The sequence below is a fragment of the Bordetella genomosp. 4 genome (assembly GCF_002261185.1).
GTDB lineage: Bacteria > Pseudomonadota > Gammaproteobacteria > Burkholderiales > Burkholderiaceae_B > Bordetella_A.
The window spans coordinates 161,454-178,592 of record NZ_NEVQ01000023.1 but is presented as its reverse complement, the minus strand read 5'-3'; the positions used below and the strand labels follow the sequence as shown (position 1 = coordinate 178,592).

15 protein-coding genes are annotated in these 17,139 nt (G+C 60.9%); 8 read left to right on the top strand and 7 right to left on the bottom strand.

Annotated elements, in window-relative coordinates; translation table 11 throughout:
• Window position 1: 1 nt before the first annotated feature.
• Complete coding sequence (locus CAL20_RS25310) at window positions 2-538, bottom strand: sigma-70 family RNA polymerase sigma factor (protein WP_094824128.1); 537 nt, start codon at window positions 536-538, stop codon at window positions 2-4.
• Between the two features lie 323 nt (window positions 539-861).
• Here CAL20_RS25310 and CAL20_RS25305 point away from each other — a divergent pair, with 323 nt between their 5' ends.
• The 5 genes from CAL20_RS25305 (at window position 862) to clsB (ending at window position 5,857) form a co-directional block, all read left to right on the top strand.
• The gene (locus CAL20_RS25305) at window positions 862-1,188 is read left to right on the top strand and encodes an FmdB family zinc ribbon protein (protein ID WP_094839372.1); all 327 of its coding nucleotides are present in this window, start codon (window positions 862-864) and stop codon (window positions 1,186-1,188) included.
• A 20-nt stretch (window positions 1,189-1,208) separates the two neighbouring features.
• Complete coding sequence (locus tag CAL20_RS25300; protein WP_176456636.1) at window positions 1,209-1,850, top strand: DUF502 domain-containing protein; 642 nt, start codon at window positions 1,209-1,211, stop codon at window positions 1,848-1,850.
• Window positions 1,851-1,890: 40 nt separating this feature from the next.
• On the top strand, window positions 1,891-3,678 hold the full coding sequence (gene aspS, locus CAL20_RS25295) for an aspartate--tRNA ligase (RefSeq protein WP_094839371.1): 1,788 nt from the start codon (window positions 1,891-1,893) through the stop codon (window positions 3,676-3,678).
• Window positions 3,679-3,788: 110 nt separating this feature from the next.
• Window positions 3,789-4,649, top strand: a complete 861-nt coding sequence (locus tag CAL20_RS25290; RefSeq protein WP_094824132.1) for an endonuclease/exonuclease/phosphatase family protein — start codon at window positions 3,789-3,791, stop codon at window positions 4,647-4,649.
• Complete coding sequence (gene clsB / locus CAL20_RS25285; protein ID WP_094839370.1) at window positions 4,646-5,857, top strand: cardiolipin synthase ClsB; 1,212 nt, start codon at window positions 4,646-4,648, stop codon at window positions 5,855-5,857. Before CAL20_RS25290 ends, clsB begins: the two co-directional genes overlap by 4 nt.
• Before the next feature lie 5 nt (window positions 5,858-5,862).
• Here the strand turns inward: clsB and CAL20_RS25280 are convergent, their stop codons facing one another.
• The 5 genes from CAL20_RS25280 to CAL20_RS25260 all read right to left on the bottom strand — a co-directional run bounded on the left by CAL20_RS25280 (window position 5,863) and on the right by CAL20_RS25260 (window position 10,648).
• Window positions 5,863-6,144 (bottom strand): hypothetical protein, encoded by a 282-nt coding sequence (locus tag CAL20_RS25280; protein WP_094839369.1) that lies wholly within the window; start codon window positions 6,142-6,144, stop codon window positions 5,863-5,865.
• Window positions 6,144-7,334, bottom strand: a complete 1,191-nt coding sequence (locus CAL20_RS25725; RefSeq protein ID WP_218830736.1) for a hypothetical protein — start codon at window positions 7,332-7,334, stop codon at window positions 6,144-6,146. Before CAL20_RS25725 ends, CAL20_RS25280 begins: the two co-directional genes overlap by 1 nt.
• Before the next feature lie 248 nt (window positions 7,335-7,582).
• Entirely contained in the window at window positions 7,583-8,461 is an 879-nt protein-coding gene (locus CAL20_RS25270) for a DMT family transporter (protein WP_094839368.1), read from the bottom strand.
• A gap of 15 nt (window positions 8,462-8,476) precedes the next feature.
• Window positions 8,477-9,919 carry an MFS transporter gene (locus CAL20_RS25265; RefSeq protein WP_094839367.1) on the bottom strand — a complete coding sequence of 481 codons (1,443 nt, stop codon included), beginning with the start codon at window positions 9,917-9,919 and terminating at the stop codon, window positions 8,477-8,479.
• 162 nt (window positions 9,920-10,081) lie between these two features.
• On the bottom strand, window positions 10,082-10,648 hold the full coding sequence (locus tag CAL20_RS25260) for a CoxG family protein (protein ID WP_094824136.1): 567 nt from the start codon (window positions 10,646-10,648) through the stop codon (window positions 10,082-10,084).
• A gap of 250 nt (window positions 10,649-10,898) precedes the next feature.
• Here CAL20_RS25260 and CAL20_RS25255 point away from each other — a divergent pair, with 250 nt between their 5' ends.
• The 3 genes from CAL20_RS25255 to CAL20_RS25245 all read left to right on the top strand — a co-directional run bounded on the left by CAL20_RS25255 (window position 10,899) and on the right by CAL20_RS25245 (window position 15,536).
• Window positions 10,899-12,950 (top strand): acyltransferase family protein, encoded by a 2,052-nt coding sequence (locus tag CAL20_RS25255; RefSeq protein WP_094839366.1) that lies wholly within the window; start codon window positions 10,899-10,901, stop codon window positions 12,948-12,950.
• 105 nt (window positions 12,951-13,055) lie between these two features.
• On the top strand, window positions 13,056-14,075 hold the full coding sequence (gene waaC, locus CAL20_RS25250) for a lipopolysaccharide heptosyltransferase I (RefSeq protein WP_094824138.1): 1,020 nt from the start codon (window positions 13,056-13,058) through the stop codon (window positions 14,073-14,075).
• 21 nt (window positions 14,076-14,096) lie between these two features.
• Complete coding sequence (locus CAL20_RS25245; RefSeq protein ID WP_094839365.1) at window positions 14,097-15,536, top strand: 3-deoxy-D-manno-octulosonic acid transferase; 1,440 nt, start codon at window positions 14,097-14,099, stop codon at window positions 15,534-15,536.
• A 20-nt stretch (window positions 15,537-15,556) separates the two neighbouring features.
• Here the strand turns inward: CAL20_RS25245 and CAL20_RS25240 are convergent, their stop codons facing one another.
• Entirely contained in the window at window positions 15,557-16,834 is a 1,278-nt protein-coding gene (locus tag CAL20_RS25240; RefSeq protein ID WP_094824140.1) for an O-antigen ligase family protein, read from the bottom strand.
• Window positions 16,835-17,139 lie beyond the last annotated feature (305 nt).

Genomic DNA, 17,139 nt, shown 5'->3' with positions numbered 1-17,139 from the left:
GTCAGGCGCCTTGTGCGGCCATGGCAGGGCAATGTCTCCGGCAGTGCAGCAACGCCTGCACCAGATATTTTTGCACCATGCGTTTGGAAACGCCCTGGGCGATGGCGATGTCTGCCTGAGACTGTTCTTGCAGATAATGCCGCAAAAAGGCTTCGCGCACCTTGGCCGGCAGTGTGTCGAGCGCCGTGCTGATTTGTTCCAGTGCCTGGACGGCCATCAGGATCTCGTCCGGCGATGGATAACCGGGCAGCGTCTGGGCCAGCGACGTCAGTTCGGCCACATAAGCCTGCTCGATGAGCTGCCGCCGGGAGCGGTCCACCAACAGGCGCCGGGCCGTCGTGACGAGATAGGCACGGGGTTCCTGGATGCCCAGCAGCACATCGCGCGACGCCATGATGCGCACAAAGGTATCGTGGGCCATGTCGGCGGCATGGTGCGCGTCGCCCAGCTTGCGGCGCAGCCACGCCTGCAGCCAGCCGTGATGGTCGGTGTACAGGGTCGCAACCCGCTGTTGGAGCGAGGATTCGTTGGCGCGCAAGACGTTGGTTCCAGCAGGGTTCTGTTAGTTGCCGTCACGACTCCCGGCACCACATGCGCTCATCAGGCACGGCAAGCGGGCGGTACGAGAATGGAAACTCAATTCAGTGGATGAGAATTATTTTCATTCTATGAGATGGCTCTTGTGGCTGGCAAGTACGCCCCGGGAGTGCCTGTTGGCCGCAGGGCACTGCTTCGTCGGCAAAAACCGCTAAAATTCAATACTTTCCCGTATTGGATCCGGCGCCGCCAGGCCGCCGCCTGCTTGCCCGGGTGGCGACACGGCGGCTTTTGATGCGCCGGCGTGCCTGGAACATCCCAACAATGCCTATCTATGCCTACAAATGCAGCGCCTGCGGCCATGCCCAGGACGTCCTGCAGAAAATGTCTGATGCGCCGCTGTCGGTTTGCCCCGAATGCGGTCAGTCTACGTACGCCAAGCAGGTGACTGCGGCCGGTTTTCAGCTCAAAGGTTCGGGCTGGTACGTAACCGATTTCCGTAACAATGGCACCAGCGGCGGCACCGCCAAGTCCGATAGCGGTACATCCGGCGCCGGCAGCACGGCCACGGCGGCTGCGCCTGCCAAGAGCGACGCGAGCCCCGCGCCCGCCGCTGCCGCATCCCCCCCTGCATCTGCGGCAGCTTCCTGATCGCTCTGGGGCAGATGGGCATGCGCGTCATCAAGAAGTATTTCATCACTGGGTTGCTGATCTGGGTGCCTCTGGCGATTACCGTCTGGGTGCTGGGTTTGTTGGTGGCGACTCTCGAGGGTTTCGTGCCCAGCTTCTTGTCGTCGGAGTCCCTGTTCGGTATTGACATTCCCGGTTTTCGGTTTGCGCTGGTCATTGTGGTGGTGCTGCTGACCGGGATATTCGCCGCCAATCTGCTGGGGCGCACGCTGCTCGAACAGTGGGAAGCGCTGTTGGGCCGCATCCCGCTCGTGCGTTCCATCTACAATTCAGTCAAGCAGGTCAGCGACACGGTGCTGGCGCCCAATGGCCAGGCGTTTCGCCAGGCCGTGTTGGTGCAGTATCCGCGAGCGGGGTCCTGGACAATCGCGTTCCTGACGGGCGTGCCTGGTGGCGAGGTGGCGAATCATCTGCCAGGCGAGCACGTCAGTGTCTATGTTCCGACGACGCCGAATCCCACGTCGGGGTTCTTTCTAATGATGCCCCGCGACCATGTCATTGACCTGCAAATGAGCGTGGACGCGGCCCTGAAATACATCGTATCCATGGGCGTGGTGGCGCCGCCGGCCCAGCCGGTCGCGGCAGCCGCCCCCATTCCGGCGGCTCCGGCCGTTGATTTGTAATTTTTTACGCTGACACACAGCACCTAGGAGTCATTCCGCAATGCGTACCTGCTACACCGGCGAGGTTTGCCGTGACCATCTCGGCCAGACTGTCACCCTGTACGGCTGGGTGAACCGCCGCCGTGACCACGGTGGGGTCATCTTCATCGACCTGCGCGACCGCGTGGGGCTGGCCCAGATCGTGTTCGATCCGGACAATGCCGCCTTTGCCACCGCCGAACGCCTGCGCAACGAATTCTGCATCCGCGTCACCGGTCTGGTGCGTCTGCGCCCCGAAGGCACGGCGAACCCCGATCTGGCCTCGGGCGAAGTCGAAGTGCTGTGTAAAGAGGTCGAGATCTTGAACGCGTCGATCACGCCGCCGTTCCAGCTCGAAGACGATAACCTCTCTGAAACCACGCGCCTGACGCACCGCGTGCTCGATCTGCGCCGTCCGCAGATGCAGCGCAATCTGATGCTGCGTTACCGCGTGTCCATCGAGGTGCGCAAGTTCCTGGATCAGCTGGGTTTCATCGACATCGAAACCCCGATGCTGACCAAGAGTACGCCCGAAGGCGCGCGCGACTATCTGGTGCCTTCGCGCGTGAACGCCGGCCACTTCTTTGCCTTGCCGCAGTCGCCGCAGCTGTTCAAGCAGATGCTGATGGTGTCGGGCTTTGATCGCTACTATCAGATCACCAAATGCTTCCGTGACGAGGACCTGCGTGCAGACCGTCAGCCGGAATTCACCCAGATCGATTGCGAAACCTCGTTCCTGAGCGAAGTCGAAATTCGCGAGATCTTTGAAAACATGATCCGCCATGTCTTCAAGGTCGTGCAAGACGTCGATCTGCCTGCGCCGTTCCCCATCATGAGCTGGACCGAAGCCATGCAGCGCTATGGTTCGGACAAGCCCGATCTGCGCGTGAATCTCGAGTTCACCGATGTGGCCGACATCATGGCCGACGTGGACTTCAAGGTGTTCGCCAGCGCCGCGACGACGCCGGGCAGCCGTGTGGTGGCCCTGCGCGTGCCCAATGGCGGCGAGTTGTCGCGTAGCGAGATCGACGCGTACACGCAGTTTGTCGCGATTTACGGCGCCAAGGGTCTGGCCTATATCAAGGTCAACGAAACCGCCAAGGGCCGTGACGGCCTGCAGTCGCCCATCGTCAAGAATCTGCACGATGCCGCATTGGCCGAGCTGATCAAGCGCACCGGCGCACAAGACGGCGATATCATTTTCTTTGGCGCTGATCGTGCCAAGGTGGTCAACGATGCGATCGGCGCCTTGCGCGTCAAGATCGGCCACAGCGATTTCGGCAAAAAGCACAACCTCGCGTCCAGCGGCTGGAAACCCCTGTGGGTGGTCGACTTCCCGATGTTCGAATACGACGAGGAAGACGGCCGCTACACTGCGGCACACCATCCGTTCACCAGCCCCAAGGACGGCCACGAAGACTTCCTGGAATCGGATCCCAGCAAGGCATTCGCCAAGGCCTATGACATGGTGCTCAACGGTTGGGAAATCGGCGGCGGTTCGGTCCGTATCCACCGCGAAGAAGTCCAGAGCAAGGTCTTCCGTGCGCTGAAGATCGGTGCCGAAGAGGCCCGCGAAAAATTCGGCTTCTTGTTGGATGCGCTGCAATATGGTGCGCCTCCGCACGGCGGGATCGCGTTCGGCCTGGACCGTATCGTGACGATGATGACCGGCGCCGAGTCGATTCGCGATGTTATCGCTTTCCCCAAGACCCAGCGCGCGCAGTGCCTGCTGACGCAGGCGCCGTCGGAGGTTGACGAGAAGCAATTGCGCGAGTTGCACATTCGCCTGCGCAATGTTGAAGTGAAATGAAGTAATCTGCGGGCAGAGGGTGATGCGGGTTCCGTGTTACCCACCCGCTAGCCAGGGTAAGGGCAGCTTAGGCTGCCCTTGTCCGTTGCATAAAAGGCGCCATTCGGTTTATGTCGCTTATCCGCGTTATCAGCTACAACATTCACAAGGGACGCTCGTCCCTGGGGCGTCACGAGTCGCTCAATGACTTGCGTCTCGGCTTGTATGGGCTGCGTCCTGATTTGGTGTTCCTGCAGGAAGTGCAGGGCCGCAACGAACAGCGTTCCATGTCGCATGCGCAGCACGAGTCGCTGGCCGCGGCATTGCGCCTGAATGTTGCCTATGGGTGCAATGCCATTCGTGACCGCACGGATCATGGCAATGCACTGTTATCGCGCTATGAAATTCTGGACCACGAGAATCTGGATATCTCCGATCATCGTCTGGAGCAGCGAGGCTTGCTGCATGCGCGGGTGCAGATCGAGGATCGCAACGTGCACTGTTTTGTCGTGCACCTCGGATTGTTTGCGGGCAGCCGCAGCCGGCAGATTCTGGCGCTCTCAGAGCGTATTGCCCAATCGGTGCCTGAAGGCGACCCTATCCTGATCGCCGGGGATTTCAACGATTGGGGTGATCGTCTGGCACCCTTGTTCGTACAGCAGTTGGGCGTGATCGAAGTCTTTGCCAACGCCCCCCGCAGTCATGGCGGAGAACTGCCTCGGCTGAGGGATTCAGTGCGACGGCTCAGCAATGCGCTGCGAGGAGTACCTAACGCGCTGGCCGTTCAAGAACGCGGCAATCAGTTGGGGATGGACGGCGCATATTGTCCGCTGCCGCCGCCGCGTACCTTTCCGGCCGTATTTCCCTGGTTCAGGCTGGATCGCATTTATCAACGTGGATTCGCAGTGCGCAGCGCGCGTGTTCTGCGTGGCCGCGGGTGGGCGCGTTTGTCGGATCATGCTCCGTTGCTGGCGGAGCTCGAGCTGCCGTGAAGGCCGATATCGTCAGGCTGGACTGGACCAATCACAACGCCGTCGACCTGCTGCAAAATGGCGCCGATTTTTTCCCGGCGCTGTGCCGGGCGATTGATGCGGCGCGCGTCAGTGTGCATCTGGAAACGTACATCTTTCTGCCTGACCGCACTGGCAAGCAGGTCCTGCATAGCCTGGAGCAAGCGGCGCGTCGCGGGGTGAAAGTGCGAGTGGTGCTGGACGGGTTTGGCAGCGCCAATACTGCGCAGGCCATACGTGATCGCGTTGTGGAGGCAGGCGGGCAATGCCGCATTTATCGACCTGAACCGCCCTGGTATGGACGACTGGTACCGTCACGCAGCCGGCTGCGCCGCTTGCATCGCAAACTGACAGTGGTGGATGGAGAAGTTGCTTTCATTGGCGGCATCAACGTCGTGGATGACTACGACGATCTCGATCCTGACGACGGTATCAATGCTCCGCGGTTTGATTTTGCGGTACAAGTACGAGGCCCCCTGGTGGCGTATGCCGTGCATGCGCAGGACTTGCTATGGGTACGGATGAACTGGGCCAGGCTGCGCCGCTATCCGCGTGAGTGGCCCCGTATCAAGCTCGGCTTGCCCTCGTGGCCCTCTGCGGCATTGGCGGGCCATCAGCGTGCCGCACTCGTGTTGCGTGACAACCTGCGTTATCGGCAGACGTTTGAACGGGCGTATTTGTACGGTATTCAACATGCCCAGCGAGATATTCTGATCGGCAATGCGTATTTTTTTCCCGGCCGCCAGTTCCGCAAAGCGTTGTTGCGTGCGGCCGCACGTGGCGTCAAGGTGCGTTTGCTGCTGCAAGGCAAGATCGAATACCACATGCAGTATTACGCGACGCGATCGCTGTACGATCAGCTATTGCGAGGGGGCATAGAAATCTACGAGTATATGCCCAGTTATCTGCATGCCAAGGTCGCGGTCATTGACGACATGGCGATAGTCGGCTCGTCGAATCTCGATCCGTTCAGCTTATTGCTGGCACGCGAGGCGAATGTCGTGGTCGACGATCTGGCATTGGCCCGCGACCTGCAACAACGTCTGGAAACGGCGATCGCACAAGGCGGGCGATTGGTTCGCCCCCTGGACTATCACCGGCGCGGCTGGTGGAAGCGGTGTGTCGATGCCTTGTCCTATACGATGCTGCGTATCGGCGTGGCCCTGACAGGGCGTTCCGGGGAATACTGATCGCCTCAGACGGAACGCGGCGCCTGAATGCTGCGCAATATGTGCCGAACGACTTCGTTTGCAGCCTGAGCCTGCTGGTCGTCAGAGACGGTGTACAAGATCTCCTCGAGCTTGTTTTCAGCGTCAAACAGCAGCGATCGCAGCCACTTTTCATCGAGCGCCACGATTTCCTGTTCGGACTGGCGTAGCGCCGCCTGCACTTGTTCAATAGTGGCATCTTGCGATAAGAACGAAGCGCAAGCTTGTTCTACGCGCTGGACTGCCTCTGGGTATAGCCAAGTATTCATTATCCTCCTCGGCGAAGAATGGTGACGACGATATTGCCGCCATTTTCGGTGACGGCCCCAACATTACCACTCCAGTATGTGGTGCGGGTAACGCCGTTGACGATCGATGTGGTGGGGTCTCCCGTGCGGATGACGTGCTCGACGATATTGGGAGGGATGTTGCGGCCTGCGCCCACCGTGCCTGCCGGAGCGCCCAATCCGGAAGGCAGCATGCGGTCCACCGCGTGCTGGGAATAAAGACGGTCGCCGATTTGTGCGTAGGTTCGCCCTCCTTGCGTGACTTTGGGATAGCCGTTCCATGAACCCCAGGGTAGGGAGTCTCGGGTTGCAGGGACCGGTTCTGCCGGCCGCGCTCCGGCTTGGCGCGCGGTTTGCGGGGTTTCAGTGCCGGGTCTAGGCATAGCGCGGCTGGCTCGCCGTGGCGCGAGACGGCCGGCTCCTCGAGTCAGCATGGCGATGACTGCGCCCACACCCATCGCCATGACGCCTTGCGCGAATTGCTTGGCCGCTTCGTTCAGATCGTTTTGGCTGGATGCGTCGATGGTCAAATTGAAAAATCGCGCCAGATTCTTGATGCCGCTGAAAATCGACCAGCCTGCGAAAGCAAAGCCGATGGCAATCAGCGCCGCATCTGCGACAAATCCTACGCCGACGGCATGTGAGCCCGCCCAGATCACGAGACCGCCGACAATGATGGCCAGATTCGTGCCGCTGAGTTGGCCAGCCAGTTCTGTTTGGAGTGCAGCAGGCATGTACTCCAGACTTTGATTGAGGACGTAGCCGAACCGATCGGCGAGGGGCCATTGAGAAACCGGACCGGAAAGCGTGGCCGACAGTTGCGCAGGCTGCACGCTGCCGTTGACGTCGTAGCTGGCAGAGTCTGGCAAGGCGACTGCGGAGATCTGGCCGGCCTGCATCAGCGCCATCATTTGCTCGGTGGTCTGCTGGGCAGAATAATGTCCAGGTACCGAGCCGGAGCAGATCAACCGCCGATACAGTGCCGACAGTTTGGCCAGCGACGCGTCATTGCGCAGGTGGGGATACAGCACCGCACGCAGGCGCGTGGGCTCGTTGATGACCAGCGACCTGGATATTCCCTCGAATACGTACCAGGGCCCAATGAGCAAAAGTTCGCCGTTATTACGCAGAGCGGCAACTTCGCCTGATCGTTCTAGTGATTTGACGTCCATAGGGCTGTCGTTGTTCTGTGATGGCCACGATTGGACTCTGGCGAGACGGAACAACGCGCGCAGTACACACCGTCTGCGACAGAGCCGTCAAATGCTAGCAATCTTTGTGTAATACGCCGGGAATCGACAATATTTTTCGCGTTTGTTTCACATTGACATAGGCGCGCGAGGTATGGGCGTGCTTCGTTTCAGGTCCGGCGCTGACCGCGTGATGCGCTGCCTTAGGCAAATCGCGCGATCCCTTCGGATCAGTCGCGTCGTACTGGCCAGCGCATCAATCCCAGCGAGAGCGCTGTTCCGATCAGAATGATGGCTGCGCCAATCAAGATACGCGCGGTCAGCATCTCGTCCAAAAACCAGACGCCCCACAGGACGCCGAAGACCGGCACCAGAAAGGTGACACTGACCGCACCCGTCGGACCGACGCTGGCGATCAGGCGAAAGAACATGATGTAGGCGAATCCGGTGCAGAGAATCGCGAGTGCAACGGTGGCAGACCATGCTTGCCAAGAGATGGGCGCGGCCGGCCAGGTGGCGATGGCCAGCGGGGCCAGGATGAGCGACGCCCCGATCATGCTGCCGGTTGCGCTGGACAACGCGTCGACGTCACTGAGAAATCGTTTGGTCCAGTTGGCGGCGATGCCATAGAACAGCGGGGCGGAAACGGCGGCCAGTACCGCGGGCCCGTCGCCGCCAGCGCCGAAATTCAGCTTGTCCCAGACCAGTACAACAATTCCCAAGACCGCCACGGCCAAGCCGAACGCCCGACTCCAGGCTAGCCGGTCTTTGAGCCATAGCCAGCCGATGACCGCGCCCCAGACTGGTGTGACCGCATTGGCAACCGACATGAATCCGGCACCAAGCGATTGAGCGGCATAGGCATACAAGAGGAACGGTATGGCGGAATTCAACGCACCCACGACCAGAATGGCTTTCCAGCGTTGCGCAATCAGCGGGAGTTTGCCGCGCAATGCGGCCAGCGGCAGCAGTGTCAGCGCCGCCAGACCGACGCGCAGTTCCATGAGAGGGCCGGGGCCGAACTCCGGTACGGCGATACGCATGAACAGGAATGATCCGCCCCACACTGCCGCCAGCAGCAGCAGGTCCAGCAAGTCGCGACGGCGCATGACGCAAATTTCCCGTTAGGCTTTGCGCCGTTGAGCGGCGCGGGTGAGGACGTTTTTCATTTTGACGCGATGCGTCAGATAGGCGCAGACCAAGGCCAGGACGACGCAGATGACGAGGCCGATACGCACACCTTGCAGGACCGAGCTGCGGGCAATGGCAATACCGACCAGGGCAGTCCCTGCGGCGCTGCCGATGGCGCGAGTGGTCTGTACCAGTGCCGAGGCAATACCGACGTCGCGGCGCTCGCTGAGCATCTGCATGAACAGCGTCAGGTTGGGCAGCAAAAAGCCCAAGGCGCAGCCATTGACGAAAAACGCCGCCAGGATCCAGATCGTCGAGGTGTCTTTGCCGAATGCCAGCACCATGAGCGAGCCTACCGCCAACAGACAGCCCCCAAATACCATCAGGCGCTGTGGCTCGCTCTGTTTGGGAAAGAGCTGTCCATTGATGATGCTGCCTATCGGAATGGCTGCCACCAGCGGCGTCAATAACAGGCCGGCCTCGCTCGGTGTGTAGCCCATTTCCGTTTGCAGCAGCAGGGGGCTGTAAAAGATCAGAATGAACATCACGGCACCGACAGCGAGGCCGGCGACGTTCAGCAATTGCGGCTCGGGCTGGGCAATGACGCGCAACGGAAAAATCGGCGAGGACACGCGCCGTTCGTAGGGAATCAACAGGGCGATTGCGGCCACACCTGCCAAGGCCAAAGCCAGTGCGAGCATGGGATGGGCATGCTCGCCGGGCGCGAAGGCCAGTTCCATGGCGGCCAAGGGCGCACTGACGGCGATGACAAGCAGGAGACTGCCCACCCAATCGATGCGCCGGCTGCTTGCCTGCGTCGCAAGCGGCCGGATACGCGGAAAATAGCGCGCCAGCAGGAACAGGGCGACGACTGCAGCGATCGGGGATATGAAGAACGCAGCACGCCAGCCCAACGCCTGTGTGGCAGCGCCGCCTAGCAGCGGGCCGATGCCGCTGGCCATGGCAAAGGCCGCCGACACCAAAGCCAGCCAACGCACGCGCTCCTTGGCGTCGGGGAACAAGTCCGCTGGCGCGGCAAAAGCCGTGGCGATCATCATGCCGCCGCCTATGCCTTGCAACGTACGGAACGCAATCAGTTGCGGCATGGATTGGGCCAGGCCACAGGAGATCGAGCCCAGCGCAATGATCGCCACAGACAGCAGCATCAAGGGCTTGCGCCCGAATAAATCGCCCAGGCGTCCAAAAATCAAAATGGACGCCGCGGTGGCAAGCAGATAGCCGGTTCCAACCCAGGCGTACAGCGCCATGCCATTGAGGGCTTGTGCGACGCGGGGCAGCGTCGTGCTGACAATGGTGGAATCAAAGGCGGCCAACACGACGGTAGCCGACACGCCCATCATCGCCATCAGCAAATCGCGCTTGGAGCGGGGGGGCTCCGGGGCGGTATCGGCAGAGGGCGTCGCAGGTGTGGTCATGCCGCCAAGGATATCATTGACAGGTCAGCGATCTAATCGTGAACGAAGGGCGATTCAAAGAAAATTCGACGATTCACATCATTCGCGCCTGCGTTCAAGGGATTGATCATGTTATGCCAGCAGTCGAACCGGAGCATGACAGTCCGTATCGCAGGCGCCATCCTATTTGAACAATGCGTGATATCCCACAATCATGACTACCACGGCTGCCACGGCCAGCCACGACCAGCGTGACGAGGCCAGGCCACGTTCGGGCTCTTGCACCGGTGGTGGAGGAGCGGTACGTGGAACCTTCGACATGTGATCGATGAAGGCCGCAAAGAATTTTTCCACCAGCTTGCCGCCGGCCTTCATGAGGATGGGTTCGCCGACCTTGCCCAGCGATCCTCCAGCCATGGCGGCGACCGTATAGGCCAGCCGCGTGCCGTCGTCCTTCTCGGATAAATTGATCTGCGCAGTCCCGATCGCCAGACAAGCAGTCGGGCTTTTACCCTCGAAGGCCAGCGCGCAACTGTGAGGCGGCTTCAGTTCGGAAAGCAAAACTTCTCCTTCGTAACTGGCTTCTACGCCGCCCACATTGGCATGCAAGGACAAGGCATACTCTGTCGGGGATCGTTTTTCGATTTTGACGCAACCCGGCAGGCATTTCTGCAGCACAGCAGGGTCCATGAGCGCGTCCCAGGTTTGGTGCTGGGTGGACGGAATCCATTGAGCATCGGCTATGCGCATGGCGGTCTCCTTGGTCTGCTTTTGAATTCATTGTGGACCTGACTGCCGCCGTTGTCATCTGTCTCGCGTCCGGTTCCCGTCGCAACACTGACACCTCGCCGTAGGGGAAATTAAAAATATGTAGCGAAATAGTACATTTAGACACGAGTAAACTAGGACAAAACCCAATATAAACAGCGGCTAGCATTAGGCATGGCCTGCATGCATGGAGTTTCCTGGGTGTTTTTACGCATGAGTTGTGCCACGCCGTATGTCGTCTTCTTTGTATTCCCCTGAATATCGTCCCGATATAGATGGTTTGCGCGCACTGGCCGTGCTGTCAGTGGTGCTGTGTCACGCAGGTGTGGCCGGCTTTGGCGGTGGCTACGTTGGCGTCGATATCTTCTTTGTGATTTCTGGCTATTTGATCACTGGGCAAATATTGTCCGGTCTGTATCAACGCGAATTTTCCTTCTGCGATTTTTACGCACGGCGCGCCAAACGCATCGTGCCGGCCTTGTTGGCGGTGGTTGCGTTCACCTTGGCCGCGAGCTTTTATCTGTTGATGCCGGACGAGTTGGCCGAGACAGGCAGGGCTGCTTGGCAGACGGCCTATTTTTTCTCGAATCACTATTTCTGGGGCTTGGGCAACGGTCACTGGGACTACATCGCCCAGGGCACGCAACCGCTGTGGCATCTTTGGTCGCTGGCTGTGGGCGTGCAATTCATGATCGTGCTGCCGGGCTTGCTGGTGCTGCTTTTTCGGGTGGGCCGACGCACCGATCCGGCGGGGCCGCGTCTTTTCGCGCCACCGCCCATATGGGTGGTGCGCAGCGTATTGATCGGGCTGGCACTAGTGTCGTTCGCCGTGAGCGGCGCGCTATTGCAAGCCGATCCGTCGGCCGCGTTTTATCTGCTGCCATCCCGGGCGTGGGAGTTGTTGTTTGGCGGCGTCATTGCATCGCTGGCAGGGTCGCGCCTGAGCCGGCCGCCACTGTGGTTCGCGGAAATTTGCTCGATTGTCGGGTTGATCTGCCTGCTGTGGGGGGTGTTGACCTATACCCAGGCGACGCCGTTTCCTGCCACGCACGCCTTGGTGCCGGTAGCCGGTACTGGCCTGATTCTCTACGCGGGCTATTCGCGCACGCCGGCCTGGATGACGCGGCTGCTGTCTTTACGGGCGTTCGTGCATGTTGGGCTGATGTCCTATTCGCTGTACTTGTGGCATTGGCCCTTGTGGGTCCTGTCGCGCTCGACAGTGTGGTCGGTCCACGGGTGGCCGCAAATCCCGGTGACGGGGTATCTTGCGCTCACCCTCCTGATTTCCTGGCTTTCTTGGCGTGGGATAGAGCGGCCTTTCCGGACGGGATGGTTTTCGAAGGCGGGGTCCAGGACGATACTTGCTGGGGCCCTGGGCGTGTGTATCGCATGTGTTGGCGCGGGATGGTGGACCATACATGCCAGCCGCACCGACCAGCAGAGCTTGCCGCCGGTACTGACGCAATTGGATCATGACACGAGCGTCGCGCCAGGTATCGAGTGCGAGGGCAAGCCGGAGCTCGACGCGATCCGTCTGGGGCAGTCCGGATGTGGGTTGGGGGATCCTGCGGTGGGGGCGTCTCAACCGGACTTCATCTTGCTGGGAGACTCGCATGCGCGGATGTGGGTCGGTGCATTCGATGCGTTGGCACGTGAATTGCAGTTGCATGGTCTTGCCATGGCGTATGCCAACTGCGCACCGTTGCGCGGCGCGGCTTCGCCGGTCCGCACCGATTGTGCTCAGATCACCGATGCCGCGCTGGAATATGTCGCGCGCTCTCCCGTTCAGCAGGTAATTTTGGCTGGTTTTTGGACCGAGGCAGAGGCCACGGCTTTTGCGGGGCCGGCAGTCGCGGCGAATGGTTCGCCGATGCCGGCATTGACGTTCAGTACCTCGTTACGCGACACCATTCGATATCTGCAGCAGGCCGGCAAAGCCGTAACCTTGATTCTGGATGTGCCGCGGCTGGCCAATGACGATGTTCCTCGCGATTCAGCTTTGCTTAGTGTCAACCAGAAAGGGACCGATGTGTTCGGGCCCAGTCTGGCCGATCATATGGCCCGCCAGGCGACTATCGTGAGGAGCATCGAGGAAGTCTGGCCGACGGTGAAGCCTTTTGGCATTGTGGATCCTGCCGTTGAGCTGTGCGCCACGGGGCAATGCCTGGTGGCGCGCGACGGGCGCACCTGGTACCGCAACGCGCACCAGGTGACCGACGACGCCGCTCGAGAATTGCGCGCGGTCTTTTTACCGCTATTGCGATCTGTGTCCGCACCGCGATGAGGCTGCCCACCAGGACGGGCACCATAAAGTTTACGTTTGTTGTAAATTGCCAGGATTCTGTTTTGCGGCCTGACCCGTGTTTTGTGGGTCCCCGCTAGTCCATTGATGGCAACCCGTATTCTTATTGTCCGTACTTCGTCGCTTGGCGATCTCGTGCACATGCTGCCCGCGATCTCCGATATTGCGCGCCATGTCCCCGATGCTGTCATCGACTGGGTCGCAGAGGAGGCATTTGCGGAAATACCGAGCTGGCACCCTGCCGTGCATGACGTGATCAAAGTGGCGCATCGGCGTTGGCGCAAGGCGTGGTGGTCCGAGCCCGTGAAAGCCGAGCGCCGGGCGTTGGCAGAGCGGTTGCGCTCGGTGAAGTACGACGTCGTGCTGGATATGCAAGCGCTGATGAAATCGGCCTGGCTCGTGCGCCAGACGCGCGGCGTGCGCCACGGGCTGGACTGGCGTTCGGCTCGAGAGCCTCTGGCATCGTTGTTTTACCAGGTACGTCACCGCGTCGAGTTCTGGCAGCCGGCCGTGACGCGGCAACGATTGTTGGCGTCTCTGGCGTTCGGCTATACCTACAGCGGCCCGCCGGATTTCGGATTGCAGGCGTTCGCGCAGCAGGCGCGGGCGCAGGCCCAGGCTTGCAAAGGCGTGGGTGATTGTGCCCGGCCGCACCATCATCTGAATACGGATCGTGGCTACGCCGTGATCATGCCGTCGGCCAGCCGTGACGACAAACTGTGGCCCGAGGAGGACTGGCGCGCCGTATTTACGCGGGTGCGCGAAGCCGGGTGCACATTGCGGTTGCTGGCAGGCAATCCGCAAGAGGCCGAACGCGCCCAGGCCCTGGTGGCCGGTTTCGACGGGGTCGAGGTGCTGCCCCGCATGGACTTGACGGCGATTGCCCGGCAATTGGCGGGTGCGCGCATCATGGTTGGGCTCGATAGCGGCTTGACGCACTTGTCGGCCGCCTTGGGACGCCCCACGGTGGGAATCTATCGGGCCTCCACCCCGGTACGCACGCCGTTGATCGGTTCGAATTTCACTGCAAGCCTCGGGGACCGTGGCGCTCCGCCGTCACGAGAGGCCGTCTTGGCCTCTGTCGACCAGGCATTGGCGGCAAGCTGATCGTGATGGCATCGGGCTGACATGCGACGCGGCACCTACACTCTGGCGTTGTATGCCCTGGCTCCCCTGGTCTGGCTTTGGATGGGGCGGCGTGCTCGCCGGGCCGGCGGCGACTGGGGTATTTTTTCAGGGGCAAGGTTCGGCCGCGCGGATGACCGCAGTCCGGCTCCCTTTGCCCGGCCGCCCATCTGGGTGCATGCCGTCAGCCTCGGAGAAACACGCGCGGCACAGCCTTTGATACAAGCCTTGCTGGAACGTGGATTACCAGTATTGTTGACGCATACGACAGCGACAGGCCGGGATGAAGGCGCTCGCTTGTTTGCCGAGGCCATCGCCGCCGGTCAATTGCGTCAGACATGGCTGCCCTATGATTTTCCTGGCGCCGTGCGCGGATTTTTGCGGCGTTATGGGCCCCGTTGCGGGCTGCTGATCGAGCGCGAGGTATGGCCGAACCTGTTGGCGCAGGCGCAGCGCCAAGGGATACGCATGGCGCTGATCAGTGCGCGATTTTCTGCCTCTTCGCTACGCCAGGCGGGATGGATGGGGCGGGCTTTGCGCGATGCGCTGGCGGGGCTGGATGCCGTGCTGGCACAAACCCCCGAAGACGCCCAGCGGCTGGAACAGGCGGGTGCGCGCCGGGTCAGCGTGACAGGCAATTTGAAATTCGATCTCAGCTTGCCCGCAGCGCAGGTCGAAGAGGGCCGGGCTTGGCATCAAGCGGTGGGGCGCCCAGTGGTGGCCGTGGCGAGCACGCGCGAAGGCGAAGACGCGTTATTCGTGCGAGCGATAAAGGCGCTACGCAACGCCCAGACGAACGGGATCGTCTCGAAAGCGGAATCCGGGGATACGTTGCTCGATATGGGGGCAGCGGCACGTGCCAGGAGCCAGCGGTCAGTGTTGTATCTGGTAATTCCCAGGCATCCGCAACGCTTTGAGGAGGTTGCCCAGCAACTGAATGCCGCGGGGCTGACATACATGCGGCGCACCCAAGCCCGCAAATACGCACCGCAAGACCTTGCGCCTCGGGCAATGCCGCAGCAGGGGCAATTGGCGCTGACGCAGACAGAAAGTTTGCCGCTCGCTGATCTCGATGTCGATGTGATGCTGGGAGACACGCTGGGCGAGATGCCGTTTTATTTCGCCGCGGCGGATGTGGCCATCGTTGCAGGCAGTTTCGTGCCGTTGGGTGGGCACAATCTGATCGAGGCCTGCGCCGCCGGCGTGCCGGTTATCGTCGGGCCACACACGTTCAATTTCAAACAGGCGGCAACCGATGCGATCGCCGCAGGCGCCGCACTGCGGGCCTCCGATGTGCCGGAAGCATTAGACGCAGCATTGGCCCTCTTGGACGACGAAAACCGTCGCCTGGCCATGAGCCGCGCGGCACGTGATTGGGCAGCCGCCCATGCCGGCGCTACCGAGCGGACCCTGCAGACGTTGCAGACGTGGTTGTCGTCTTAGCTGGCGAGCGCCGCGCGAGTTTATTTAGCCGGTAGCGCCGTTGTCGGCCCCTGTCCCAGGCCAGGCGCCGAAAGCGCGGTAAACAGCGCAATGAACGTCACGTACAGGCTGACCGTGCGCATGCCCCGGAACATGAGTTCGGTAAGGCCAAAGACGGCGAAACCCAGACACACCGCCAGTCCCATGGCCGCCGCCACGCGCTGCGCCTGCGGGACGTTATGGCGCATGCGGCCCGCGAACAGTGCCGCCGGGGCGAAATACAGAATGAGCAGGGCGAGGCCGCCAAGCAGGCCATTAGTGGCCAGCGCCAGCAGCAGATCGTTATGCGGTTCGCCGAAATCCCGGGCCACAAAAGACGAGACTCGACCCGCGGCAGCCAGCTGCTGCAGTTCGTCCGAGAATGTGGATTGACCGTCGATTCCCGACCAGGGAGAGTGTTTGATCGTATGCCATGCTGCGCCCCACAGCTGCAGACGTATGCACATGGACGTGTCGGCAGTGGGGGTCACGGTGACGCATTCGTGAATTTCGTGAACGCCTTGAGCGACGCGTTCACGCAATGCCGGGCTGGACGCACCGATAGCCAGTGCGGCCAGCCCAATGCCCAGCAGCGCAGCCAATGCCCGCATTGGGCGGTGGAGCCAGCCGGCCAGTACGATGCCGATCGCTGCAAAGACCGGGATGGCCATCCAGCCGGTGCGAGTTTGTGTCAGGACGAAACCCAGACAGGTGATGACCGCGACGGCGAGTTTGAACGCCTGTTCGGCTCGTCGATGGCGGGTGAGCTGCCAACTCAGGCTATAGAGAGTCAGCACGGCCATCAGCAGCATGAGGTTGCCGTAGCCGACGGCATTGAATTGGGGTGTCAGTGGACGCTCTAACGCTGGGCCTGCCAAATAGCACACGATAGCCGTGGCGCCAATGCCCGCGGCGTACACGCCCCAGACGAAATGGCGTAGCCGGTCACGGTCGATCAATAGAAAGCCCGCCAGCAGGAAAGGAAAGCCCAAGGCGATCCGCAGGCCGCGCTCAATGCCGGGGCCTTCCAAATGGCCGTTGAGCAACTGGCTGAGCAGGACGGCAGCCAGCGGCAGGCACAACACGAGCGCCAGCCAGCGGTAGGGATGCAGCAGCTGCAGCGCGCGTGCAGCAGGCGCGGTCAAGATAATGCAGAGACAGGCGAAAGCCAGTATGTAGACCAGACCGCTGCCTAAACCCACAGTGAGTGTCAGTACAGGCAGAAGTGCTACTAGTAAGGTAATGAGCAGCGAGGTACGGGGTAAAGATGATGGCGTCATGAAAAAGAAAGCGGCAGGCTGAGACGGCTTGGGCAGCCTATCGGCGCTGTCAAGCTGCTACGAAAGCGCGACAAAATTGTTACATAAGTTGTGTAAAATATTCTAAATCTACCTAGCCTAATGGAATCTTTTTGTGGTTTTTGCCACAGAGGTTGAAGGGCGTTGGGTTCTATTTCGCGGCTCAGACTACGAAGAGCGCAGAATCCAGGCTTAGTGGCTAGGAGGAGGCATTTGATCCAGCGAGTATAGCTGCGACTACTGAAATGAAGCGATAGATACGCATGCATCGGTGTCTGGCAGGGAGA

What these genes read in the sequence shown, in the direction of transcription:
- CAL20_RS25305 (WP_094839372.1), top strand. Translation starts at nt 862, where the DNA reads ATGCCTATCTATGCCTACAAATGCAGCGCCTGCGGCCATGCCCAGGAC.
- CAL20_RS25300 (WP_176456636.1), top strand. Translation starts at nt 1,209, where the DNA reads ATGCGCGTCATCAAGAAGTATTTCATCACTGGGTTGCTGATCTGGGTG.
- aspS (WP_094839371.1), top strand. Translation starts at nt 1,891, where the DNA reads ATGCGTACCTGCTACACCGGCGAGGTTTGCCGTGACCATCTCGGCCAG.
- CAL20_RS25290 (WP_094824132.1), top strand. Translation starts at nt 3,789, where the DNA reads ATGTCGCTTATCCGCGTTATCAGCTACAACATTCACAAGGGACGCTCG.
- CAL20_RS25280 (WP_094839369.1), bottom strand. Translation starts at nt 6,144, where the DNA reads ATGAATACTTGGCTATACCCAGAGGCAGTCCAGCGCGTAGAACAAGCT.
- CAL20_RS25725 (WP_218830736.1), bottom strand. Translation starts at nt 7,334, where the DNA reads ATGGACGTCAAATCACTAGAACGATCAGGCGAAGTTGCCGCTCTGCGT.
- CAL20_RS25270 (WP_094839368.1), bottom strand. Translation starts at nt 8,461, where the DNA reads ATGCGCCGTCGCGACTTGCTGGACCTGCTGCTGCTGGCGGCAGTGTGG.
- CAL20_RS25265 (WP_094839367.1), bottom strand. Translation starts at nt 9,919, where the DNA reads ATGACCACACCTGCGACGCCCTCTGCCGATACCGCCCCGGAGCCCCCC.
- CAL20_RS25260 (WP_094824136.1), bottom strand. Translation starts at nt 10,648, where the DNA reads ATGCGCATAGCCGATGCTCAATGGATTCCGTCCACCCAGCACCAAACC.
- CAL20_RS25255 (WP_094839366.1), top strand. Translation starts at nt 10,899, where the DNA reads ATGTCGTCTTCTTTGTATTCCCCTGAATATCGTCCCGATATAGATGGT.
- waaC (WP_094824138.1), top strand. Translation starts at nt 13,056, where the DNA reads ATGGCAACCCGTATTCTTATTGTCCGTACTTCGTCGCTTGGCGATCTC.
- CAL20_RS25245 (WP_094839365.1), top strand. Translation starts at nt 14,097, where the DNA reads ATGCGACGCGGCACCTACACTCTGGCGTTGTATGCCCTGGCTCCCCTG.
- CAL20_RS25240 (WP_094824140.1), bottom strand. Translation starts at nt 16,834, where the DNA reads ATGACGCCATCATCTTTACCCCGTACCTCGCTGCTCATTACCTTACTA.